The organism is Hymenobacter sp. DG01 (assembly GCF_006352025.1).
In the GTDB taxonomy this organism is placed as follows: domain Bacteria; phylum Bacteroidota; class Bacteroidia; order Cytophagales; family Hymenobacteraceae; genus Hymenobacter.
The window spans coordinates 935,264-959,573 of sequence record NZ_CP040936.1 but is presented as its reverse complement, the minus strand read 5'-3'; the positions used below and the strand labels follow the sequence as shown (position 1 = coordinate 959,573).

Genomic DNA, 24,310 nt, shown 5'->3' with positions numbered 1-24,310 from the left:
CCGCAGGGAGGAATCTGGGTTAAACCCTTGAATGGTGAACCCAGATTCCTCCCTGCGGTCGGAATGACAGCTAGGCGTTCTACCTTGCATCTACATTTAAACTTGACTTATGGACAAATTCATGCAGGCCGCCATTGAAGAGGCACTTCAGGGACGCAAAGAAGGCGGTATTCCGATTGGCTCAGTGCTGCGCCGGGGCGACGAGATTGTGAGCCGTGGCCGCAACAAGCGGGTGCAGGAGGATAACCCCATCAAGCATGGCGAAATGGACGCGCTGTTCAACGCCGGCCGCCAACGCTCCTACCGCGACACCGTGCTGTACACCACCCTGATGCCGTGCTACATGTGCGCCGGCACCATCGTACAGTTCAAGATTCCGAAGGTGGTAGTAGGGGAAGATCAGACCTTCGGTGAGTCCAGGGAGTTTCTGGAGTCGCATGGCGTAGAAGTGGAAGTGCTGAACCTGCCGGAGTGCGTGCAGATGATGCAGGACTTTATCCAGGCGGAGCCGACGCTCTGGAACGAGGATATCATGGAGCTGTAAACAAGCCCGCAGAAGTATGACAGCCACCAAAAAATGCCCGCACTGCGGCCACTGGACCGAATGGAACCAGCAGCCTACCGACCTGTGCCAGCACTGCGGGCAGGTTCTAGAGCCCTACCGGGTGGCTAGTGAGGAAGCCCGGCAAAAGCTGTCGGAGCAGCCCCTGGCATCGGTCATGCTGATCGAAATCAAGCCCGAGGATGGGCCGGTGGTGCGCTTTTTCAAGTACATCATCCGGGGTGGGCAGCTGGCCTTTGCGGCCATCATGGCTTTTATGGTGTGGCTGGTCACCGTCCTGGCCGGGTGAGGTGGCCCGCCGAGCTGCGGCATCCGCTGTTTCTGACGGGGGTAGGGCTGTACGCTGTTGCGTGCATCAACCGTTACTGGCCCATCGGGCGCCTGCCCACCTTTATTAATTCCCACCTAGCCGACCTACTAGCCCTACCCCTGCAGCTGACGATGGTCCTCTGGCTGATGCGCCGCTTCTACTTCCGGCAGCCCGCTTTTGTGCTCCCTACCTCCTGGATTATAGCCAGCTGGATTGTGGTGGCGGTGTGGTTTGAGCTGATCATGCCACGCTTCAACCCACGCATGACCGCCGACCCGCTGGATGTGGTGGCCTACACCCTGGGCGGGCTGGTGTTCTGGCGCTGGATGAACCGCCCGGCCTTCGCCTGAGGCCAACCCTACCCCCTACTCCGCGCGTATAACCCCTACTTAGCCCCGACGGCCTCCTGGTCGCGGGGCTTCTGTTTTAGCCCATTGAGCGCCGCTTTTCTATGCACATGATTCAGGATTTAAACCGCGTACTTTCCTCTTACTGGCAGCAGTTTCTGTATGTGCTGCCCAAGCTTTTAATTGCCATTATCTTGCTGGTAGTGGCCATTTTTATTGCCAACCGCGTGAGTGCTTTGCTGGGCGGCCGGCTCCGGCGCCGCTCCCACGACCCCCTCCTGCCCGACTTCCTGGCCCGGCTCAGCAAGTGGGCCATGGTGCTGCTGGGTTTGATGATTGCCTTAAACGTGCTGGGCTTTTCGGGCATTGTGGGCAGCCTGGTGGGGGCGGCGGGCGTTTCGGCGTTTATCGTGGGGTTTGCCTTCAAGGATATTGCCGAGAACTTTCTGGCCGGCGTCATTCTGGCCTTCAACCGCCCTTTCCACATCAACGATACCGTTGAAATCAAAGGGCTGATTGGGCACGTGGAGGCCCTGAACCTGCGCACTACCCTCATGCGCACCTTCGATGGCAAGCACATTTTCCTACCCAACTCCCTGGTGCTCAAAGAGCCCCTGATCAATTACACCCGCGACGGCAACCTGCGCCAGGAGTTCCTCGTGACCGTGGACCTGGGCCCGGATGCTACCCCCGACCAGGCCATCAACATCATTCTCAACTACCTGCGCACCATCCCCGACATTCAGCAGACGCCCCGCGCGCCCTACATCAACCTGGAAAAAGCGGGTGACACCACCGCCGACCTGCGCGTGTACTTCTGGGCCGACTCCGATGATTATCGTCGCGGGGTGCTGCAGCTTAAGAGTCGCGTGATGCAGGAGGTGAAGCAGGAGCTGGTTGGGGCCGGCCTTGGTGTGCCCGGTCTGGGTCAATAGCGTGGAAATAGTGACCTTGTGAGCGAAGGGTACGTCATCCTGAGCGTAGCGAAGGACCTTATTACGGCTGTACGTTCTTCTAAAAACGGCTCATTCAGGCGTGATAAGGTCCTTCGCTACGCCCAGCACCACCAGAACGTCAAGCTCACTTTACCCCCTTTTTAGCTCACCATCTTACATTTTTACCATCTTTGCCTATGGCCCAAAACACCATACACCGGTTGTTACGCCCGTTGCTCCTTTGGCGTCTGCGCCACATCAGCGACCGGGTGTACCTTATTCTGGTGAGTATGGTGGTGGGGCTGCTGGCCGGGCTGGCGGCGGTGCTGCTCAAAACCCTCGTGCACGACACCCAGAAGATGCTGAATGCCTGGGTTCCTGGGCAGTATCAGGTGTTTACCAGCTCTTTCTATCCTATCATCGGTATTGCCCTCACGGTGCTGTTTACCCGGTACTTCCTCGATGGCAACCTGGGCCGGGGCATTGGGCCGATTATTTACAACATTGCCCGCCAGGGCAGCGTGGTACCGCGCAGTAAGCTGTACTCCCAGCTGGTCTCCTCGTTCCTGACGGTGACGTTTGGGGGCTCGGCTGGTCTGGAGGCGCCTATTTCCGTTACGGGTTCGGCTATTGGCTCCAACACGTCGCGGGTGCTGCGCATTGGCCGGCGCGAGCGGCGCCTGCTTACGGGTTGCGGGGCGGCAGCGGGGGTAGCGGCCATCTTCAACTCGCCCATTGCGGGGGTGCTGTTCGCCGTGGAGGTAATTCTCTCCGAGCTGTCGGCGGCTTATTTCGTGCCCTTGCTGATTTCTTCTGCTACGGCCACGGTAGTGTCGAAGGCCCTGTATGCGGGCCAGCCCTTCGTGCTGATTACCACCTCCTGGCCCGTTGATGCGGTGCCGCTCTACCTGATGCTGGCCGTGTTTACCGCCCTGCTGTCGGTGTACATGATCCGGGTGTATTTCTGGGCCGACAAGTATTTCGAGCAAATACCGGGCACGCTTCGGAAGGTGCTGCTGGGAGGCCTTGCCCTGGGCGGACTGGTATTTCTATTTCCGCCGCTCTACGGCGAGGGCTACAACATCGTGCAGCTGCTGCTGGGGGGCCGGGCCGAGCAGCTCGTGAACGGGTCCTTGTTCGATGTGTTTCAGGAGCAGAGCGTGTGGCTGGTGCTGCTGGTGGCGGCGGGCAGTATGCTGCTGAAAGTGGTAGCCACTACCATCACCATCGGCTCGGGTGGCAACGGGGGCATGTTTGGCTCTTCGCTGTTTGCCGGGGCGCTGTGTGGCTTCGTGTTTGCCCGCCTGATCAATATGAGCGGCCTCTACCCTATTTCTGAAGTCCACTTTATTGTGCTGGGCATGGCCGGCACGCTGGCCGGCGTGGTGCACGCGCCCCTCACCGGCATCTTCCTTATTGCCGAAATTACGGGTGGCTACGCCCTATTCGTACCTCTAATGGTAGTCACCTCGGGCTCCTACCTCATCACGCGCTACTTCGAGCCCTACTCCGTGTATACCCGCAAGCTGGTACAGAAGGGCGTGTACGTGAACCAGGACCGCGACCGGGGCCTGCTGGCCCAGCTGGACGTGGCTTCTCTGATTCAGACCGACTTCCTACCCGTCCGCCCCGACGATACCCTGGGCGAGCTGGTGCAAACCTTCCGCCACGCTACCCGCAACCTGTTTCCGGTGGTAGATGCTGATGGCCACCTGCATGGCATCGTGAGCCTGGACACGGTGCGCGACGCCCTCTTCGACGATGAGCACTACAACACCACCCGCGTGCGCGACCTGATGAGCGCCCCGCCGGCCATCGTCCGCCCCGACGATACCCTGCTGGATACCCTGCGCTGCATGGAGCAGCTCGACGCCTGGGCCCTCCCCGTTCTCAGCCTCGATGACCGCTACCTCGGCTTCCTGCTCAAGTCCACCATCCTGGCCAACTACCGCCGCCAGCTAATCAAGGAAAGCGAAATTTGATGAGGTGAATTGTCATGACGAGTGGAGCGAAGCCATCCGTCCTCTGCCTGTGACAAGCCTAATAAAGTGACAAGCCCTTGACGTATGGTAGCGTCAAGGGCTTGTCATATTTCAGGGGGTAGGGCTTTGGTCAGGACGGATGGCTTTGCGCTGCTCGCCATGACAACGCACTCATTCACTCACCATTTCTCTATTTCACCTAGTACTCCCCAATTTCCGGCTCTTGTCGGGACAGCAGCAGGCCCACCATCATCAGAGTACCGGTCAGCAGAATAACTACGAAAAGGATGTTTTCGCTGACCTCGCCAATTAGGTGTCGTTGCGGAATGCTGTAGAACAGCAAGACCGTGATAAGGCCTTTGGGCGCGATAAACAGCTCCGGAATCAGGTCGGTGCGGGCAATGTAGCGCAGGTAGAAATAGCGAATGGCCGTCAGGGCCGCTACAATCAGCACCCCCTGCAGCAGCAGCTGGGCGCTGAGCAGGCTGCTGAGAGTGATGCTGAAACCGAACAGCAAAAAGAAGAACGTGCGGATCAGGAATGCCGACTCGGCCGTGATGCTGCGCAGCTGGTGTACTTCTTCCTGCAGGCGCTCAGGCCGGAACCAGCGGCGCAGGCGCCCTTTTAGGAAGTGCTCGGCGTTGTTTACAGCCAACCCGAACACCAGCACCAGTACCAAGGAAGAAAGGTGCAGCTTCTTGGCCACGCTGTAGAGCAGAATCAGGAAGGCCAGAATCAGGAAGAACTTGACGTGCAGCCGAATCCGGTCGAGCAGAAATATCAGAGCCATCGTACTGAGCACGGCCACGATGACCACCGCCACCACGTCGCGCCCAAAAGTCACGACGGACATGCCCTGGGCGAAGTTGTCCTGCAGGGCAAAGTTGAAGAACATGATGCCCAGAATGTCGGAAAACGTGCTTTCGTAGATGATAAACTCCTGCTTTTCGCCCCACAAACCGGCCACGCTGGGAATGGCAATAGCCGAGCTGATAACGGCCAGCGGAATGGCATTTACCAGGCAGCTCTGAAAGTTTACCCGCAGCCAGAAGTGCAGGATCATGGCAATGACCACGGCCTGCACCACCAGAATCAGGGCCGCGGCCAGAAAGGAGCGCCGAATCAGCGGGGCCTTGTCCCGGCTGATTTTCAGGTCGAGGGCCCCTTCCAGCACAATCATAATCAGCCCGATGATACCGAATATTTCCAGCACCACCTTCGGGATCTGCAGCACAAAATCGGTGTAGTCGGCGGCCTGGCGCAAGGCAATACCGGTGAGCAGCAGCATCAGCACAGAAGGCACTTTGGTGGCCCGTGCAGCCAGATCGAAGAGGTAGGAAAGGATGACCGCTAAACTGAGGCCAATCAAAATGGAATACGAACCCATACAGAAGTTATAAGCCCAACTTTGACCCTGTCAGGCGCGCTAAATCAGCGCAGCAGCCCGGGCTTTCGGATATTGAAGATAGGTAGGCTCGGCGTAAACCGCCGTTGGTCGGGCCACGGCCTACCTCTGCTCTGGTGCCAGTCCTCTACCTTTGCGGCATGCAAATACCCCCTGATTCTGGTGCGCCGTGGGTAGCCGTGGTAGGCGGCGGACCCGCCGGCCTGCTGGCGGCCCAGCACCTGGCCGAGGCCGGCTGCCGCGTAACAGTGTACGAGGCGCAGGCCACGGTAGGACGTAAATTTCTGGTGGCTGGCCACGGGGGCTTCAACCTGACCAACAGTGAGCCGCTCGAGGTTTTTGCCAACCGGTACGCCGTTCGCAGGCCGGAATTTACGCGCTATTTGCAGCATTTCTCGGCGGCCGACCTGCGCACCTGGGCCGAGCAGCTGGGCATCGGCACATTTGTGGGCACCAGCGGCCGGGTTTTTCCCACCGATGAGCACAAGCCGGCCCAGCTGCTGCGGGCCTGGCTGGCCCGCCTGCAAACCCTGGGCGTAGCACTGAAAACCCGCCACCGCTGGCTGGGCTTCGCCGGGGAAGGCCTGCGCATCCGCGACGAAGCGACGGGGCAGGAAACTGTGGTGCGCCCCGCGGCTACGCTGCTGGCCCTGGGCGGCGCCAGCTGGATCAAAACCGGCTCCGATGGCAGCTGGACGGCTGCACTGCAGGCTATAGGAGTCGAAACTGTGCCGTTCATGCCGAGTAACTGCGGCGCGGAAGTAGCGTGGTCAGCTTTTTTTCGGGAGAAAGTCGGACGGCAGCCCCTCAAAAACATAGCGCTGCAGTGTGGCTCCCTGGTGGTGCGCGGCGAGTTAATGCTTACCGATTACGGCCTGGAAGGCACACCCGTGTACGCCCTGACACCTGCCCTGCGCGAGGCCCTGGCCGCCGGCCCGCCAGCTACCCTGCTGCTAAACCTCAAACCCGACCTGACGGAGGCCCAACTAATTGAAAAGCTGGTCCGGCGGCGGGCAGGCAAGTCTCTGGCTTCATTTCTGGGCGAGGCACTGAAGCTGGGGCCGCCCACCCCAACGCTGCTGCGGGAGGTAGGCCCGCCCCAGTTACCGACCACGGCCCCGGAGCTGGCTTATCTGCTCACCCACCTGCCCCTGCCAGTTGCGGGCCTGCGGCCCCTGGATGAAGCCATCAGCACGGCCGGCGGCATTGCCTGGCCCGAGGTTAATGAACACCTGATGCTACGGCGCCGGCCGGGTGTTTTCGTGGCCGGCGAAATGCTGGACTGGGAAGCTCCTACCGGTGGCTATCTGCTGCAGGGCTGCTTCAGCACCGGCGCCTGGGCCGCCCGGGGCATCCTGCAGAGAGTAACGGAGTAATGGCTCTGAGTGGGGGCGTCCTGTAGCTGGTTCTTTCACTGAACAGGCAGGAAGGTAATCAGATGGAGGGTTGTCGGGGCTGAAAATGCCGGGCAACGTTATCCGGTCAGCCCAAGTTGCTACCCCCTATTAAGCAGTTTGCCCTTCCTTCAAGTTGAGAAGAAAGGGCTGGTTCGTTTATCAAGTTCTGAACCCAGGAAGTACTAATGGCCGCACAGCGGCTGGAAGGCGTTGTATAGACCCGCCCGACAAATCACTCAGCTATTCTCCCGTACCCGCTCGGCTTCTTCGGCTTCGGCCAGAATGGCTTTGGCTTCTGTGAGCAGGCGCTGGCCGTGGTCGAGTTGCTGGCGCAAAATCAGGGCAAACAGAATGAAGTAGGAAACAATGGGCAGAAAGATGCCCAAGGCAAACCACAGCCAGAACGAGCGGCCGTAGCTGTAGGCGCAGTACCCCGTCGTAATCGGGAGCAGCGACATGGCGAAAATAGCGCCTATCAGTAGATCTACGAACATAGCACGACGGGGCAAGAACGTGGGACTTTACGGAAGATACGCCGCCTGACGGTAGCAGGCAAGCCCGCCCCACGGTACGGGCAGTTTTCTAACCGCAAAGCAAGCAGAAGGTTCCTAAAAATTGTGGCTATTTCATGGGCCCGCTGATCCTTCGGCCGGATTTCGCGTACTTCCAGCTTTGCGCTCCTTTACGCCTACCCCGCTACCTCCCTATGTGGGAAAATCAAAGTCTGTTTCGTGTTTCGGCCCAGCTCTCGGCCGATGGTATCTTTAACCTGCTGGACCGAAGCCTGAAGCCGGAGGTATTCCTGCTGGGACTGGCTTCTGCCCGCGAAACCTCGGAGCCTGAAGCCATTGTGGTGGAGCCGACCTCCCACCGCTACCGCCCCTACGATTTTCGGGCCGTGAAAGCCCGGGCCGCTTCCCTGGAGCCCGACGGTCCCCGCGAGGTAGTATATCACCTGCACCCCCTCGACCACGACCGGTTTGAGAAGCACCGCTGGTACGAGCTGCTGCGCCGGGCCACCGAGCATGCCCTCAACGACCTGGTAAGACTGCGCGAAGAAGACCGGGTTAATTTCTGCTCCCTGCCCGTAAGCGTGGGCGGCTACCTGGTTATTGTAGTGCTGCAGCTTTCGGCGGAGGTGTACAACAGCTACTATTCCCTGCCGGGTCCGGCGGGCCCCACGCGCCCGGCCTCCCTGCTGGCCGCCACGGTGCAGGAGTTCCTGCAGGATGCGTCCCGCGCCCTGCGCGAATCTGACACTGATGATGACCGGCCCGTGCTGGACCGCGACTATAACGAAGTGCTGCGTGCGGCCGGCCGCCGGTTTATGCTGCGCGCCGCCGCCGGCTCGCATGGCCTTTATGATGCCTGCAATGGCATTGCGGCCCTGCGCCACGAAGGCGACGAAGGGGTAGGCACTATGCTGATTGCCCGGCGCAACCACCCGGCCGTAGTGCCCATCATGACCCTGGAATCTCCGATTCCGTTGCGCGACTACCGACGCATCCGCAAGCTACTGGAGCTCAGCGAAGACCGCAACGCCCTGATTTCCGACGCATCGGACGTGTTCGGCCTGGGTTACCTGGTAGAGCCCAGCGACGCCCAGTACGAGCCCCTATTCACTGTGCACTTCACCAAGCACTACAGCTGGGAGCTGAGCCACAACGGACAGGTGATGATGAAGGTGGTATCGAACACGCCGCGCCTGCCCCAGGGAACCGTTGATGAGCTGAACTTCGCGGCCGCTATCCGGCGGGTATTTCCGGGGGTAGATGCGGCGGGCGTGGCCTACCTCTGGGAGCTCACCCTGAAAGCCACGGCCCAGACCAATGGTACCATTCTGGTTATTTCGGAGGGGGCGGCCCAGGAGGCAGCCCGCCTGACCCGCCAGTGCTTTCGGGTGGCCCCGCGCCTGATGACGCCCTCCGTGCTGCGCCTGGTCACCAACATCGATGGGGCCGTGCTCATCGACCCAGCGGGCACCTGCTACGCCATTGGGGTTATTCTCGACGGCCTCGCCACCGAAAAAGGCGACTCCTCGCGGGGTTCTCGCTACAACTCGGCCCTGCGCTACGTGGAAAGCAGCCGCTACCCCGTGCTGGTGGTAGTAGTCAGCGAAGACGGCTGGATTGACTTGCTTCCGCCCATGCGGCGCTAACGGCCCTCCTAACGCGCCGGCTGGGGTGCTACAATAGTCCCTGCGTAACGGCGTAGCGGATCAGGGCAGCCGTGTTGCGCACCTGGGTTTTCTCGATGATGTTCTGGCGGTGGGTTTCGATGGTGCGCTTGCTGGTGAACAGCTTTTCGGCTATTTCACCGGTAGTAAATCCTTCGCCGATGAGCTTAAGCACCTCCGTTTCGCGCCGCGAAAGGGCCGGCGACTTTTTCTCCTCACCGGCGCTTTGCCGCTCGCCCCGCCCGCGCAGCTTATGCAGCAGATCAACGCCCAGCTCAGTGCACAAAAACCGCCGCCCTGCCGCCACCGACCGGATAGCAAACAGGATTTCGGCCTTGCTCACGTTTTTCAGCACGTAGCCCAGGGCCCCGGCTTCCAGCATTCGGTTCACGTATTCTTCGTGGCTCAGCATAGACAGTACCAGCACCCGTACGCCCGGATGGTGCTGCTGCAGCTGCCGGATGGTTTCGTGCCCGTCCATTTCGGGCATGTTGATGTCCAGCAGCACTACGTCCACGGGGTTTCCGGCCAGTAACTCCAGCAGTTGCCGGCCATTGCTCGCTTCAGCGGCAACTTGTAAGTCGGTTTCCCCCATCAACAGGGCCCGGATTCCGTCCCGGATAATGGCATGATCATCTGCCAGAGCTATGCGGATCATTTTTAGGTTTTGTAACCGGTTGCGCAGGTATAACTCTCGGCCAACTGGGGCCGGCGCCCCCAAGGCCGGCTTACTTATACGTAATTTTCCCCGCCAGGGCTATACCTCCGCTTTACCAATTCCCTGGCTTCCCCAGTCGTCCCCCGGCCCGGGCAGCAAGGGTACATATCCCTGAGGGGGGTAGGCGCCGTAGTAAGCGTGTTCATTCTTCTCCTACCCGCTTTCTCTTCCTGCTTTTTATGGCCATCCCTACCCCCTTTGATCAAGATGAGCGTCTGCGTTGGGTGGAGCGTATTTCCCGCCTGCTCGACAGCCAGTTTCAGGTACCGGGTACCACTTGGCGCTTCGGCCTCGATCCGCTCATGGGCCTGATTCCGGTGGTAGGGGGGCTACCCTCCCTGGCCCTCTCCGGGGTCCTGATTCTGACCATTTTGCGCCACGGCGCCAGCGGCAGCCTGGTCATCCGGATGGTGCTGAACGTGGTGCTGGATGCAGTCATCGGAGCTATTCCGGTGGTAGGCAACCTTTTCGATTTCGCCTATAAAGCCAACAACCGCAACGTGGAGCTGCTGCGCCGCCACTACGCCGAGGGCAAGTATCAGGGCAGCGGCAAGGGGCTGATTGTGCTGATTACCTGTGTCTTACTTATGATATTTGGGCTGATTTTTTGGGGTCTTTGGGCACTTGGCACCACTCTATTCCATTACTTCCAGCAGCACGATTTGATACACGTTTGATACATTGAATACATGATGTATCTTAGAGGTATAGGCAGGACACATTATCTCTGCTCACCTAAGAAATGTCTAAACTATCGTTTGTCCTGCGTAAGAATAAAGCAGGCATGGCTGGTATTAGCGTAAAGCATACGCACCAACAGCACCTCGACCCAGTGCCCTTCGTTCAAGCAACTGGCGTAGCAGTTGAACCGCAGTATTTTAACCTTGCAACTGGCAAGGTTTTCGGGGTTAGCAACGCACCGGAATTAAATGCCAAGATTCAGGCTCGTCTCACCTCTATCGAGACTGCCATTCGTAACCTAGTAGAGCGGGGTGTGGAACCGTTCAAAAAGAACTTAGAGAAGGAGCTAAAGTGGATAGCGGAGACCAACACTGTAGAGCAGGTAGGACAGGAAGTCTCTGATGAGATAACGGACACCAGCCTGTCTGCTCTACAGTCGCTGCTCAGCAAAGCCGAGAAGCGGGTAGAAACCATTAAGCGTCAGATTGAGCAGAAGGAAATAGAACTTGGCATATACACGGGCAAACTCTTCGTTGCTCATATTGACGAGTTTATTGCCAAATCAAGTTCAACACTAAAGCCAAATTCGATTAAAAACTACAAGGGCTTGAAGCAAGCCGTAGAAGAATTCAACCCTTCTCTTAACATTACAGATGTCTCCATCAAAACGTTAGAGCAATTTCGAGACTTTCTGCTAACTGAAAAGAAGCTTCGCACTAAAAGCAAGTCCGGTGAGTACGAGAAAGGTTTACGCAATAGCTCTACAAGAGAATTTATTCAAAAATTCAAGATAGTTTACTATGCCTTTAGTGATAAATTTAACTATGATGTTACTAAAATAAAGAAGTGGAAGCATAACGTTAAAAAACTTCAAAACGACAATGTTGTTTATCTCACTCCCGATGAATTAGATGCTGTTGTCGCTGCTGAGTGCATTACGGACAGGGAGCGACTGCATAGAGACTTCTATGTATTCATGTCTCAAACTGGTTTGCGCTTCGTTGATGCTCGATTAGTTACCGCTGGGCATGTAAAAGATGGAGCATTGCGTATCATTCAACAAAAGACTACCAAAAAGGTCACTATTCCCCTCACTCAATTGGCAATCAGTATTTTAGAGCGATATAACTATAATTTTGGTGATGTAAAGTATACTGCCCAAGTAAGATACTACATGAATCAACTACTCAAGCGTAACAATCTACTCTCCTACCCTATGTCACGCACTCACTATAAACAAAATGTAGGCAGTGAAGAAGTTAAGATAAAGAGAGAGTTGATATCCGCTCACACTGCCAGAAAAACATTCATTAACATCAGTTTAATCAAAGGGGTGAAGATTACTAGCATCAAGAATATTGTTGGACATAGTGAGCTAAAGATGATAATGGATGTCTATGGGGACGGAACCGTAGACAATGCAGAAATGGCAAAAGCTTTCGAGATGCCTAAGTCCACTGGTGAAGTCGCAAGCAAAATAAAAGTTGTAGCGTGATGCTTTCCTTAAGCATAAGTAGAAATAACTGCTTTATAATAAACGACACATATTCTTTCCCGTCGTCTAGCAGAGCGCTGTTCATATCATTCCCCATAATAGATTATTAGCTTAAAACTCATATCGCAAGCACTATTTAAGATGGATTATATCTATCTTGCACGTCTACATCATCCTACTCTCTCTACGATGGCAACACCCGACCTCAACAAACTTCAGCAGATTCTGCAGAATGCGGAAGCAAACGAAGCCCGCTTACAGGCTATCAAAAAAGCTTACGGTAAAGTAGAATCAGCAATGCATGAGTTTTCCACACTCTTAGCAGATGATTACCAGCCAGCGAAGAAAGAGCGCAAGCCTCGTGCTCCACGAGCAGAGGGTGCTAAGAAGCCCGGTCGCCCACGTAAAGTTATAGCCGCTGAGTAACCTGATTTTCACATACCTATTGTAAAAAGAGCCACTGTAGCAATTACAGTGGCTCTTTTTATTTTACTAAACTATTTTGTTTCTGTTCGCTGTCTTCATCCTTACTCAGAATTGCTATCCCTTTGAGAATACCTACCAGCCAGAGCACTACTTCGCTCTGCCAATCCATGATAGTATTACTGTAGTGCAAAGCAATGCTGAAGACATCAGATATCGAATACTAGTAGCCTTCCAGAAGCATCACATTACTCCTACCCTATCACAATATAATTTTTAAAAAAAAATAGATAGTAGATATTATCTAAAAAGGTGCTAGAAGAACTCTCTCCTAACACCTCTTCATTTATTTACATATCAAACGACTCATACTTTACAGTGTAGTCGTTAGAATCCAGAGAATATTCCCGCGTCCTGTGTTTGATAAGCGGAACGACTACAGAGCTATATATGCTTTGAACTTCATCTGGTGACATGACTGAAACTTCAGAAATCTTATTAACACCAAGTGAATTAATAGATGTCCCTATTCTTAATCCTTGCATCTTATCGTGCATGATTATCCACCTATCATGGAATGGTGATTTCTTAACCTGATTACTAGCTTTGACAAATGAATAATTAGTTAATTCTTCAGATGAAACTTCTCTCCAAGCATTTGAGTAAGAAAATTTACTAAAATCACCACTTGAATCGCCACTTGTCAACACTGTAACAGATGCACCATAACACCAATCATAAACATTCTTCAGGAATTCAAAGTCTAGTTCAGAAAAATATGGGTCTACAATATAAACATCAGACGAACCTGATTCTTTTAAATGTCTGCCAATAAAACTAATTGCCTCATTCCTCATTCCGGGTTTTGCAACAAAAATGCTATTTGACTCCATTGTTGTGTATGTTAACATTTTAGAATTTTTATTTGACAAACTGCAAATCAATGAGTATGTCAGCTTAGCATTGGAGTAAGCAGAATCATAGAAAGACAAAAGCAGATTCTTCACGCTATTGGAATTGCTCTTAATGGTGCTCTGAAGAAAGAACTCAAAAACGGGCACAGAATAGTAGAAAGGGCTTTTAGAAGCATTTCGCAGGATAGCAGATGTTTCTTCCATATCCCTACTAAATCGCTTGTTGGCATTCAATTGTCCTAGCATCTGCCAAGCCATTGTACTCATCTGCCTTCTATCTCTGATTCGAGAGAATTGGGTGTAGTCGCCTAATACTTCTTTCTCTAGCTCCAGCTTACTTAGGTGGTCTGATGCAGGTTCAACCATCTTCTTACGGGCGGGGTCTGTGTCCAGAGATGATATCATTTTTTGCGCTACGTTTTTATCATGCTTATATGCTATATCAACTAATCGTCTAAACGTTGGAAACATTTCGGAATCATCTAACTTATAAATTTCACCATGAATTTTAGCCAAATTTTCACTGAACTTTTCCTGAGATATTTTTAGCGCTGACTCAAGGGCTATTTCGTAGTAATCTATCTTCTCAGTAAGAGATTCAATTTCATCAGCATGTTTAAAAGACAAATCCAAAAATTCTAATTTCTTTTTCTTATTAGAACACTCTTTTGAAAGGATACTATATACAAGTGCTTTGTCAGCAATATTGTCAATAGTTGCTGCCTGAGCACCTAATGCATCAAAAACGTTACTTTGTCCATTTGAAGGAGCTAAACTGAAATGTTGCATTGAAGCTTTAGCGGCTACAATATAACCGTCATGTAATACACCGGTTCTTTTATTAGGCAATTTATCATCTATAAGTTTTGTAAGCTTATTGGTAATATCACTTTTATGGTCTCGTAGAAAGTTATTTGGATAATTCTTTGCAACCACAGACAAGTTTCTTATATGGTCATAAAGAGCACCATCAGTTTCTACCATAGATATAAGGTTTATATAATCGATAGCATCTTGGTATTTAAAGTTAGGGGAACCCTTTATATCATCATATGCTTCATTATCAGGGCATTTCGTTAATAAAACGAAGCAAACAGAAGATATTATTCTTTCCTTCTCATTAATATCATCTTTAGGTATTGCGTCCAATAACAATCTCAAAGATGCTGGTTGAGCTAAATGAATTGCAGCAGCAGCAACACGTAGAATATAATAGTAATACAGTTTATCTTTTGATTTTTTATATTTTTCTATTATAGGCATTATATGTTTATTAACAATATCTTCTGTGACAGATTTAACTGGTACTAACCCTGCCTTTATAGCAAGCTCAGACCATAGTTGAGCTTGCTCTATACTCGATGGCATATTATTAATCATAGATGTTATCTTATCATATGGCATGTCTTTATCATTTTCAAGTAATCCTGCGTAGGCTCTAATCATCAATCTGATTGAATCCATCATCATGGACGAATGCAAAGGGTTAATAACCGCACATTCCTCTACTAATTTTTCTGTTCTGATAAAGTATTCTTCAGCGAGTAGTCTATCGTTATCCGCTAATTTAGAAACCATCTGATATCCTGCCATTATTTTTTCCCAAGGAATATCCATTTTATTCCAGAAATCAGAAAGAAACTCAGATAGCTTTGCAACTAAAGTATTATAGTTGAATGCAAGCCCATCAAATGTTTCAGGTTGAAGCTTCAGCAAATAAATGGCTTGTGTAACTAAATAACACTTTGAGCTGCTCCCCGAAACTTTACTTATCATTGGCAACAACTGTACTATCTTATTACGACAATCAACAGTTCTTTCACGCTGCTCATAAGCAGCTTCGAATACATAAACAGCCGCTTTGGCATATAGGGATGGTATATCTATGCCATTCATGGCATTTTTTAGTTTTTCTACATTCCACTCTTTGATTGGAGTATCGACATAAATTTCTACACACAACAACCGAGCATGCATTCTTCTTGGCTGGGTGTTTAGTCTATCTGCTATGTCAACTGCAAAATCTAAATCAATCTTAGCCAAAACTTCAATAGCAGAACCAACCTCCTTCAGATGGTTAGCAGTAGATTTTAGCAACTTATTTACGGAGTTACCTATATCTTGTTTTACTTGTTCTTCGCTTAAAATAAATTTACTGATATCGACTGCTTCATGTCTGCTCATCTCAACGATGAGCGACCACAACAGAGCCAATGACTCAACTTTTACAGACAGGTCACTGATTGTGTCGATATAACTATACTGCATTGCCAATGCTCTGTCATTAGCAGTGTCAATGTCAAATTTTGATATACTGTCTATCAGGAGCATTTCTAGCCTTACTCTGTCTATACTAGGGCTATTAATTGTAATCGTTAACTCATCTACCCTATTAACTATTTCGCTTACTAAATCATACGATTCAAAAAACAAAATAGGATACACAACATCTAATAGCATAGTTGTTGTAGGTTTTACATTATAAGAATTTTGCAACATTAGCTCAATTGCATACTCTATTATATTAACTATATTGCTTGATTGTTTATTTTTTTTAATCCATCGCCTTAACAGATAAAGCCTATCTGATTGATTGTCAATTTTTGATATTTCATTTATAATATCCTCTTCCGTTACCTCATTAATACCGAAAGCAATAGATTTCGAGAATTTATCAGCAAAACCACTTGACATTTTATCCTTAATATCTGAGGATACCTTAATAGATTCGCTGTCCATCATAGAGTCGGCTCCACTCTTCATAATCATAGCAATATATCCTAGAAGCCACTCAACTGATGTTTTTTCACTTTTCAGTCCAGACGCTTTTTCCACTAACTGTACTGCTAAATCTGGCAAAAAATAAGCAAGACCTGTTATCATTTCAGTAAGATTATCTTTCAGATATTCTCCATCTATATCCTTTATTAATTCTTTTATTTCTTCAACAATAACTTCATCATATTCTTTTTTTGTTTTTTTACACCATTTTACAAAAGAAATAAGCATCTTCACCCTATCCTCTTTCAAAGTGGTACTTGAAATGAACGCCAATGCTTCTTCAATTTTGCCTAATGACACATATGCTTGTATCTGGTCTTCTTTAGAATCAACTCCCTGAAGACCATTTATAGTACTCCTATAAAGAGAAAACTTAAAAACGTTATTATATGATTGTTTTAGTTTCATAGAAGCACTATATCCATAGTTAATATGTTTTTTTATATCTGAAAATGAGTTACTTCTAGAAACTATAAGCCCAATATTATCGTGACTCAACAGATTTACTACACTTTCCCAATCTTGTACTTTAGTAAATAAATTCGGGAGATTTACAACAGAATCGAAATCATCATTTTTTGTAAAGAAATCTATTAAAATAGACGATGTTTTTGCTTCATACTTTTTAAGCTTGCCTTGCACATAAACCCTGAATGCTTTTGAAACAAATGACATTTCATCGTTTTTCAAAACCAAGAATGTAATACAATTAACCAATTCTTTTACATTATAAATATCCAAAGATATAATTTCAGATATTTTATTAATGTTTCTGATATTATCATCAAAAGCAAGAATGCACATTAATTTTACAGCACTGTTATCAAAAGCCTTATCATCCAACCCAGACTGACTCCATTCTATATCTAGCAGAGTATTCTTTTCAGTAATATCTCCATTTCTTAAGAATTCCTTGACCCCTACTCCATTAGATAATATGCGTTTCACCTGACTTAATTTATCAGGATGACCTTTCCAAATATTATGAATTTCCACTAAATCCTCTTTATCTTCTCTATCAATCACATCTTTAAAAAAGGAATAGGTTTCATCAGATGTAAATCTTGGCACTCTGATGCTTTTTGACTTCTTCATAGCATGCACAGGAAGAATGTCTTTTATTTTATCATATTCACCAGACACAATAAAATAAAACCCATTACTACCCCACGGCAAATCGTGAAGCACAGGCTTCAGAAGCTCTATGTCAGATTTCTCAATCTGGTCAAGCCCGTCAAGAATAAAGTATACTTTCTTGTTTTTCTTTGGCTTTCTAATCAATTCGAATAATAGTCTACCAAAGACAGCGTCATCAATTTCAAATTCTTCGGCCACTTCTTCTGATGTGTTATAAAAATATATCTGACTTCCTATATCATGCATCAAATAATCCTGTTTATAAGAAAGTCTACTTGCTGGATTAATAAAATAACAAAAACAATCCATTCTGTGCTTATTTGCGAATTGCAATAAGAGATTCGTTTTGCCTATGCCTTCTCCCCCTTCAATTATAACCAATTTCGAATCATCAATAGTTAAGTCCTCTATTTCTTCTACAATATTTTCCCTTCTAACAATATTGTCAGAAAATATTTGATTAAAGGAGAGAGACGAACTACGAAGGTCAAGTGCTTTTAATTCCATCACATGGAGAGTTTAAGAGAATTGATTTGAATTTTTTCTAAACCTGTAACCTAAGACTATTTCTTCATTAAATATCTTAGTGATACATATATTAGCTTTCTCATCATTTAGCTTACATCTATTAGACAGGTATAAGTATGATGATATCAAGCTATCTGCCTCAAGATTAACATTGGGTATGACTTTACCAAGCACCAATGCTCTCCATCTTACACTTTATTTCTAGTTACACATACATTTCTCCCGATAGTCCTATAGTGATGCTTTACTCATATTTTGAACTGCGCTCAACCGGAAGAAAGTTGCACTTTGTGACACTCAGCACTACCTCTTCGACATCAGCTCTGGCTCGGCTGGTGGCTCGACAGACTCAGGTGTTGCGAGTGCTCCACCGTCGCCATCGGTAGTCTTACGCTGGTAGTAGCCTTTTACCTCCTTCACTATCTCCAATGAGAGACCAGCACCAAGCAAGGTCACACCTATCTCCAATGGTAGTACGATATGCGATGGAGTGAGCAGGATGATGGTTGGTACCAACATAAACATGTACACGAACTCAGCAAAGAAGGCTAGTGTTTTAAACAAGTCATTTGCTACCGTATGACCTTCTTTCGTCCACGTAAGAATGCCACATCTGCTGAATAGCCGGATTTTAACACCCCCTATTGTAAACAAATGCCTCAACAAGAAATTCTTGTTGAGGCATTTGCACTATAATCACGGTATTTTCATCATGTTTACGTTGTTCCTATAGCTCAGCAAGCAGTTCATCGATCTTGACTTTACGATACCAATTCCCGTACTCAGTCAAAATTTGTTCACTGTCAAGGTGTGCCCTGTAGCAGTAAGCATAACGATACATCGACTTAGATACTTCTATTTCTTCTGGTGAAAGTTGTCGCTCTTCCATACGAACATATTCATCGAGTATAAAAAAATCGTCTATAATTTTATCATCTGCATCGTAGTATATCATTTCTGTAGTACGGTAGTATGGCGCGTCAAGTGTACCATAGGTATCAATTATATACTTGATAAAAGCCGTTGGCGCATTTGGGATTGTAAGGTCATCAGCGGCATTAATACTTGCACTGTAGCTGACCGTATTTTGTTCTTTTTCAAGACACATCTCAAAGTATATTGTATCTGTATTATACAATTCCAAATACTTTCCGAACGCTGCCTGACATTCCTCTTCTGTTTGGTGCAAGTTCCCAAGCTTTGTGAGAAGTTCAATAGGTTCCTCTATATCACTAGAAAAATCATAATCGAAATGTTTGTAAAAATCATATATTTTACACAATTGTTCATATGTAATTTTTGCATAATGAACACGATTACCGTTAATTGTTACCACAATATCAGTATTACTATGCGTTACTATACATTCTTTACATAAAGATACATCTTGATAAATTGCAAACAACATCTGCATACAATTATCATATTTTAAAATGTTTAAATGATTCATTTTTTATAAAATTTATTGCTAGCTGCTTATGAATTTATGATTCAAAGACAGCATTACTAGTTTTTTATCTTTCTATTTATTATAGACACAATTTATTTTTAAGTTTTAAATAATATTGATAGTACATATACAAATCAACAAAATTACACACTAACTAAGATTAACAAGTATCCACTTTGATAGATAGAATATTGCCGCGCAAAAGAACACCTAATATTACCTATACTACAAGCGCTTCAAATGCTTCAGGATGTGCATTGACTATCACCAAACATTGCCTTACTACGATTTTAAGATATATACAATATAAACCATATAACGTTTACAAGAATGTTTATCCCGCCAGTATCCGAAGAAGAATTTCAAGAATTCTTCAATTGTGTTGAAGCTCACTTCCCCAAGGAACTCATCTATTTTGATGGTAGGTGCACGAGTCCTGATATGGACGATTATATCAATTGGATATTCTGCCTAGTTAATAACAGCAGAACCTCTTTTCTCTTCGTCCCACCACAAGTTGCCTTCTTCTTTATCAACCTAGCCCTCAGCAACGTATCACCCCTACCCAACACGCTTACAACGGAGGATATCACCTATGACAGAATGCGCTTCTTACACCGCAAATACAGACTGCAACGGTTAGCCTGCATCAATGGGATTTAGATTCTACTCCACTAGAGCTTTTGTCTTCAACCTGTAGGCTGCTGCCCGGTTTTGTAAGGCGTCTGTGTACCCAGAATCTAACATGATGGCTCTGTTGAACGCTTCAATAGCCTCATTCGGTAGGTTGCGTTGCGTTAGGCAATAGCCCTGTATGTTGAACAGGGTTGAGTTCATGGTGTCGCCATGTGTAAGAGCAAAGTCGATGTCTTGGAGTGCCTTCGCATACTGCTGCCGGGCAACTAATACAAGTGCCCGATTGCTATGGGCGGGTACGAAAGTATCGTTCAGTTCTATTGCTCTGTTATAATCAGCAACAGCTTGTTTTAACTGTCCGATTTGATAGAAGGCATAGCCCCGGTTATTGAGTGTTGCTACATCCTGTGGTTGGTAATGGAGGACAGCAGTGAAGTCTTCTATACCTGACTCATACATCCCTAACTTGTCGTAAGCAAAGCCCCTGAGCCTAAGCCATCGAACACTATCAGGGCAGACTTTTAATAGCATATCAAATTCCCTGATGGCATACTGATAGTTTTCGGAGCGCAACTGATGAATTGCGTTGGCGGCTGACGGCACAGGTGCAGGACGTGAGCCGTCTAACACCCTGAATAGGCTTACACCAACCAGCACTAGTAGAACTATTCCTACACTACCTATATGCTTTCCAGTATAACTGTCGTTTTCGTGGCTCATTAGTTCTAATTCGTATCGCAAGCGAGTCATCTTTCCACCTGAATCCTGATGACAAATTGGGTACTGGCAACATTTGCCTCTTGCTGTATAGCAACCATCCAAGTGACGCCGGATTGGTTGGGTTTGCCTGTAGCTGGCTTGAGTGTAAATCCTGCATCTTACTTCAGACCTCCTTGCGACCTGTTGGAGTTGAACCGAGAATATGTTGGCGCACTTAATTACAAGCGTCACCAGGCGCTTGCTAGTGCTCCTATCGTGCGCTTTGACTCTAACCTTCTATTCGGCACAGTTCAGCATAATCAGCGTATGCAGGAGCAGGATAGCCTGTTTCACGATTACGCTACTTTCCATGCCGAACTGGTCGGGGGCATTGCCGATGTTGAACCCTATCGCAACAATCCTCGCAAACTGGCTCACTACATCTGGTCACGGTTTAATGCGTCACCGAAACATGCGGCTATTCAGCAGGATGTAGCATTGCAGTATGTAAGCATCAGCTGTAGTTCCAACTACTTTGTCGTGCGACTGGATACGCACCCTAGCAAACTACACCGGGATGAGCAGGTATGGTACAGGCAATGGTTAGCAGCTCAATCCACACCATAGCTTAGTAGCTCACCGGTACAACCACACTAACGTACCTATTTGCAGGTATGGCTTCATCGTCTTCAGGGCAGCCTGAGACACAGCTGGACAGCCCTTACTGCGCCCCACATGCCCTCTGCTGATGTAGCGAGAAGAATGCAGGACAATACTTCTACTCAGCGCGTTGCTATTGGTGTCGTCCAACCCAGCTAGACGATAGGCACGCCCAAACTTGCCACGGTATTGCCCTACCACAACGTAACGCCCCAGTGCAGTCTGGTTGCTACCCTGTCGATTTGAGAAATGGGTTGCACGCACATTACCACTCCCTTCACCATGCATCACCCATGTTTCAAAAACGATTTTGCCTTTTTGCAGGTCTACAACTCGTAACCTCGGCGCAGAAGATGGCAGCGTCATGTTAATTAATAGGGCATGATGCTGATTGTAAAATGGATTATGGTCAACTAGTCGGGCTAAGCTTTTCACACTTGGGTATCCAGGCGCTTGATACATGAAGTATTTAGCACGGTAGTAAGGCGACAATATCCTGTCCTTCACGCACAGGATGATTAGACATACTATCGCCCCTAGCAATACTTGGGCTGGACGTTTTATTGAGCAGTATTTCATAGACGATGTTTTACTGTTTCTACCAACAGCCAAAACCCATCCCAATACACATACACAAACCAGAATATCCCCCACCACATCCCTTTTGCAGATGCAACTCCTAGTCCAATAATCCCATAAAACAACGCACAGATGCAATAGCCACTAGTCGAGTTACGCTTTACAGATGCATCATACCAATGGCTCAACGTAGCACATGCAGCGGCACCGAATGTGAAGAGTACATAGCGTTGACTTTGTTTACCCAAGCCGAATTTGTGCTCTAAAATTGTATGAATTACGACTAGCACGATTACAATGAATATACCTTTCACGATGCCTTTACCGAACGGTGAGCCGAAGAAAAATCCCTTAGCTGGATTCCACTGCCCTTCCGCTAAATCCCGTGCAAAGCTGACACCGGCAGTTTGATACTTAGCACACTTTGGGCACTGCGACTGTTCAGCAGCGCTTCTATTAACAACCTCGTAGAGATAGCTACACTGCAAACAACTCCACATCATGACAGATAGAAGTAACTTATTTTAATACTTAAACAGGTGTCCGAGGTTAAAAACGTTAGTTTGTCGCCTTACTCATATACTGCTCTAATTCTTTATGAAATAATACACTTGGCAATAACCCTTTACCTTGATTTAAGCTTAGTAAGCTGTACTTCTTGCTCAGTTTATAGAACATCGTTTCTACTTCCTTTCTGAAATCCTCTGTTGCCGCTTCACCATACTTTTCTGTGTATACTGTTGGCACCCATAGTTCTTGAGGAATTTTATAGAAGCACTCTTCCTTCGAAACCTTGCCTTGTGCACAATCCACCATTAGTTGCCTTAGCTGTTCGTTTTCAAAATACGAGGGTACAAGCTTGAGGATTGAACGGCGCATAATGGTATTGGGCACAATGACGTTTCCGCTACCCAACCCAAATTTTTCTTTTAACTCGCTGTACACTCGCTCGGCATTAGGCAGTTCTTCATCAAATCCCATTTGCACGCGCACGTCGTCATCGAAACCGCTTAAGTCACCATTCTGAGTTGGTAAAGAGCCTGCGCAGCCATACAAAACAAAGGAAGTGCTCTTGTCTTCTAATTGCTCTTGTAAGGCTAGCTTGACAGCCAATGACCTGTTCAACGTCAAGATGTACATCATCTTTTTCGTTGTATCAGTTGTCGTGTAGCTATATCCATCGGCGTGCGATGAGATATACACAGTACTCACCTTCTGCGCACTACTAGCTCGCTCGTTGATTTGCTTGGCGATGGAAGCTATTGCCGCATTGCCTTCAGGTGTAAGCATATAGCTGTCAGGAGTAAACCGGATACTTTTAACACCCGCGATACGAGCGTATACTTTAGGTGCTGCCGCAGCAGCTGCTTCTCGGGCTGCTTGCTCATTTGCCGCCTCCATTTCGCGCTGTCGAGCCTCTGCCTTTAGTGACCTGACACTCCCATTACTATCAATGATGGTTATGGCTTGCCCCCCTTCAAACTCTACCTTATAGCCCTTTTTGTATGTAAGATACCGGTCATTCTCAAGTGATGCATTCTGCCATACACCCACTGGTTTATCCTCCCGATAATTGCCTGATGCATAGCTAACCCCGTCCTTAGCATAGAGTCGGGCGGCACCGGTGCGCTGTTCTTTAGCATTGTAGGAGTAAATGGTAGTCGGTCTACCACTTTCAAAGGATGCTCTTCTAATTAGAGTGCCAGTGATATCAAATTCCTCTTTCACGTTGGGTTGCTCCGAAAAGGCAGAACCCATCACAGAGAGATAAAGCGACCACACTCCTGTCTTCTTGCCCGCCGTATAGTTACCGATGAACCTGCAGGGGGTGTGCCAGTTAAAGGAGCCGTATTCATCTATGTACATAGCCGCTCCTTGCTTCACACCATGTAATGACTTGACCTGAGCGGTCGTACTTTATATAGGTTCCGTTTTTCTCTCCGCCACCATCTTCCGTCCATCTTTCTTTCACCCCAAGCTTGTTACCAGCTCCATCCAGGAAGTAGGTCTTAGCAGGTGGCAGGGTTGCCCCACTCTGCGCATGAGTAGAAGAATGAAAGAATGGCACAATAGTCAGCCCAGCTAGAATGACTAGCCGGCGTAGTTCAGAAAACATATTCAGTAGTTGAAATGTAGGCAATAACGTTCGTGCAATTTACAACAAAGTGCAATTTTAAGGGCGTATAAGCCCTTAAAATTCTATACGGGTTCGGGCAGCTTGCTGTGTGAAAAACCCAGCGGGTGTCAAGGCGTTTGCCGAAAGATTGCGGTATTTGCGCCGTCAAAAGGGATACTCCCAACAAAAGCTTGCGGATATTGCCAACTTAGAACAGTCTACTATCAAGCGGATTGAGTTAGCGCAACTCAGTCCAACACTTGACGTGCTGATTTCTATCAGCAGAGCCTTGATGATGGAGGTAAAGGAGCTTGTAGATGACCCAGCAATAACAAGTTCTGATAGTGGGCTGTAATTAAAAGGATACAAGTGAACATCG

General features: G+C 48.4%; 20 protein-coding genes. 12 read left to right on the top strand and 8 right to left on the bottom strand.

Annotated features, from left to right (window positions below; genetic code table 11):
- Window positions 1-109 precede the first annotated feature (109 nt).
- The 5 genes from FGZ14_RS04000 to FGZ14_RS03980 all read left to right on the top strand — a co-directional run bounded on the left by FGZ14_RS04000 (window position 110) and on the right by FGZ14_RS03980 (window position 4,136).
- A complete protein-coding gene (locus FGZ14_RS04000) occupies window positions 110-544 on the top strand; it encodes a nucleoside deaminase (protein WP_139921457.1) in 435 nt (144 codons plus the stop codon).
- Between the two features lie 16 nt (window positions 545-560).
- Window positions 561-851 (top strand): hypothetical protein, encoded by a 291-nt coding sequence (locus tag FGZ14_RS03995; protein WP_139921455.1) that lies wholly within the window; start codon window positions 561-563, stop codon window positions 849-851.
- Window positions 824-1,222: a hypothetical protein gene (locus tag FGZ14_RS03990; RefSeq protein WP_139921453.1), complete on the top strand. Its 399-nt coding sequence runs from the start codon at window positions 824-826 to the stop codon at window positions 1,220-1,222. Before FGZ14_RS03995 ends, FGZ14_RS03990 begins: the two co-directional genes overlap by 28 nt.
- 107 nt (window positions 1,223-1,329) lie before the next feature.
- On the top strand, window positions 1,330-2,154 hold the full coding sequence (locus FGZ14_RS03985; RefSeq protein WP_139921451.1) for a mechanosensitive ion channel family protein: 825 nt from the start codon (window positions 1,330-1,332) through the stop codon (window positions 2,152-2,154).
- 197 nt (window positions 2,155-2,351) lie between these two features.
- On the top strand, window positions 2,352-4,136 hold the full coding sequence (locus FGZ14_RS03980; protein WP_139921449.1) for a chloride channel protein: 1,785 nt from the start codon (window positions 2,352-2,354) through the stop codon (window positions 4,134-4,136).
- A 199-nt stretch (window positions 4,137-4,335) separates the two neighbouring features.
- Here the strand turns inward: FGZ14_RS03980 and FGZ14_RS03975 are convergent, their stop codons facing one another.
- Window positions 4,336-5,523, bottom strand: coding sequence for a cation:proton antiporter (locus FGZ14_RS03975; protein WP_139921447.1), 1,188 nt, complete (start codon window positions 5,521-5,523; stop codon window positions 4,336-4,338).
- 158 nt (window positions 5,524-5,681) lie between these two features.
- On the opposite strand from FGZ14_RS03975, the gene FGZ14_RS03970 reads away from it, so the two are divergent.
- Complete coding sequence (locus tag FGZ14_RS03970; RefSeq protein WP_139921445.1) at window positions 5,682-6,917, top strand: TIGR03862 family flavoprotein; 1,236 nt, start codon at window positions 5,682-5,684, stop codon at window positions 6,915-6,917.
- Between the two features lie 257 nt (window positions 6,918-7,174).
- Here FGZ14_RS03970 and FGZ14_RS03965 read toward each other — a convergent pair whose 3' ends face one another.
- Window positions 7,175-7,432, bottom strand: coding sequence for a hypothetical protein (locus FGZ14_RS03965; RefSeq protein WP_139921443.1), 258 nt, complete (start codon window positions 7,430-7,432; stop codon window positions 7,175-7,177).
- Between the two features lie 212 nt (window positions 7,433-7,644).
- Between FGZ14_RS03965 and FGZ14_RS03960 the strand changes: the two genes are divergently transcribed.
- Window positions 7,645-9,096, top strand: a complete 1,452-nt coding sequence (locus tag FGZ14_RS03960) for a DNA integrity scanning protein DisA nucleotide-binding domain protein (RefSeq protein WP_180754481.1) — start codon at window positions 7,645-7,647, stop codon at window positions 9,094-9,096.
- 28 nt (window positions 9,097-9,124) lie between these two features.
- Here FGZ14_RS03960 and FGZ14_RS03955 read toward each other — a convergent pair whose 3' ends face one another.
- The gene (locus tag FGZ14_RS03955) at window positions 9,125-9,772 is read right to left on the bottom strand and encodes a response regulator transcription factor (RefSeq protein WP_139921439.1); all 648 of its coding nucleotides are present in this window, start codon (window positions 9,770-9,772) and stop codon (window positions 9,125-9,127) included.
- A gap of 239 nt (window positions 9,773-10,011) precedes the next feature.
- On the opposite strand from FGZ14_RS03955, the gene FGZ14_RS03950 reads away from it, so the two are divergent.
- From FGZ14_RS03950 to FGZ14_RS03940, 3 genes are all read left to right on the top strand, one after another.
- A complete protein-coding gene (locus tag FGZ14_RS03950; protein ID WP_180754480.1) occupies window positions 10,012-10,509 on the top strand; it encodes a DUF4112 domain-containing protein in 498 nt (165 codons plus the stop codon).
- A 65-nt stretch (window positions 10,510-10,574) separates the two neighbouring features.
- Window positions 10,575-12,008, top strand: coding sequence for a tyrosine-type recombinase/integrase (locus tag FGZ14_RS03945; protein ID WP_139921437.1), 1,434 nt, complete (start codon window positions 10,575-10,577; stop codon window positions 12,006-12,008).
- A gap of 189 nt (window positions 12,009-12,197) precedes the next feature.
- On the top strand, window positions 12,198-12,434 hold the full coding sequence (locus FGZ14_RS03940; RefSeq protein ID WP_139921435.1) for a hypothetical protein: 237 nt from the start codon (window positions 12,198-12,200) through the stop codon (window positions 12,432-12,434).
- 347 nt (window positions 12,435-12,781) lie between these two features.
- Here the strand turns inward: FGZ14_RS03940 and FGZ14_RS03935 are convergent, their stop codons facing one another.
- From FGZ14_RS03935 to FGZ14_RS03925, 3 genes are all read right to left on the bottom strand, one after another.
- Window positions 12,782-17,770, bottom strand: a complete 4,989-nt coding sequence (locus FGZ14_RS03935) for a hypothetical protein (RefSeq protein WP_139921433.1) — start codon at window positions 17,768-17,770, stop codon at window positions 12,782-12,784.
- Window positions 17,771-18,518: 748 nt separating this feature from the next.
- Window positions 18,519-19,241: a hypothetical protein gene (locus FGZ14_RS03930; protein ID WP_139921431.1), complete on the bottom strand. Its 723-nt coding sequence runs from the start codon at window positions 19,239-19,241 to the stop codon at window positions 18,519-18,521.
- Window positions 19,242-19,907: 666 nt separating this feature from the next.
- Entirely contained in the window at window positions 19,908-20,597 is a 690-nt protein-coding gene (locus FGZ14_RS03925; RefSeq protein ID WP_180754479.1) for a tetratricopeptide repeat protein, read from the bottom strand.
- Window positions 20,598-20,645: 48 nt separating this feature from the next.
- Between FGZ14_RS03925 and FGZ14_RS03920 the strand changes: the two genes are divergently transcribed.
- Window positions 20,646-21,203 carry a hypothetical protein gene (locus tag FGZ14_RS03920; protein ID WP_139921427.1) on the top strand — a complete coding sequence of 186 codons (558 nt, stop codon included), beginning with the start codon at window positions 20,646-20,648 and terminating at the stop codon, window positions 21,201-21,203.
- Between the two features lie 9 nt (window positions 21,204-21,212).
- Here the strand turns inward: FGZ14_RS03920 and FGZ14_RS22320 are convergent, their stop codons facing one another.
- Window positions 21,213-21,698, bottom strand: coding sequence for a murein L,D-transpeptidase catalytic domain-containing protein (locus FGZ14_RS22320; protein WP_374221712.1), 486 nt, complete (start codon window positions 21,696-21,698; stop codon window positions 21,213-21,215).
- Window positions 21,699-22,373: 675 nt separating this feature from the next.
- Entirely contained in the window at window positions 22,374-23,573 is a 1,200-nt protein-coding gene (locus FGZ14_RS03910; RefSeq protein WP_139921423.1) for a hypothetical protein, read from the bottom strand.
- Between the two features lie 467 nt (window positions 23,574-24,040).
- Between FGZ14_RS03910 and FGZ14_RS03905 the strand changes: the two genes are divergently transcribed.
- Window positions 24,041-24,286, top strand: a complete 246-nt coding sequence (locus FGZ14_RS03905; RefSeq protein ID WP_180754478.1) for a helix-turn-helix domain-containing protein — start codon at window positions 24,041-24,043, stop codon at window positions 24,284-24,286.
- Window positions 24,287-24,310 lie beyond the last annotated feature (24 nt).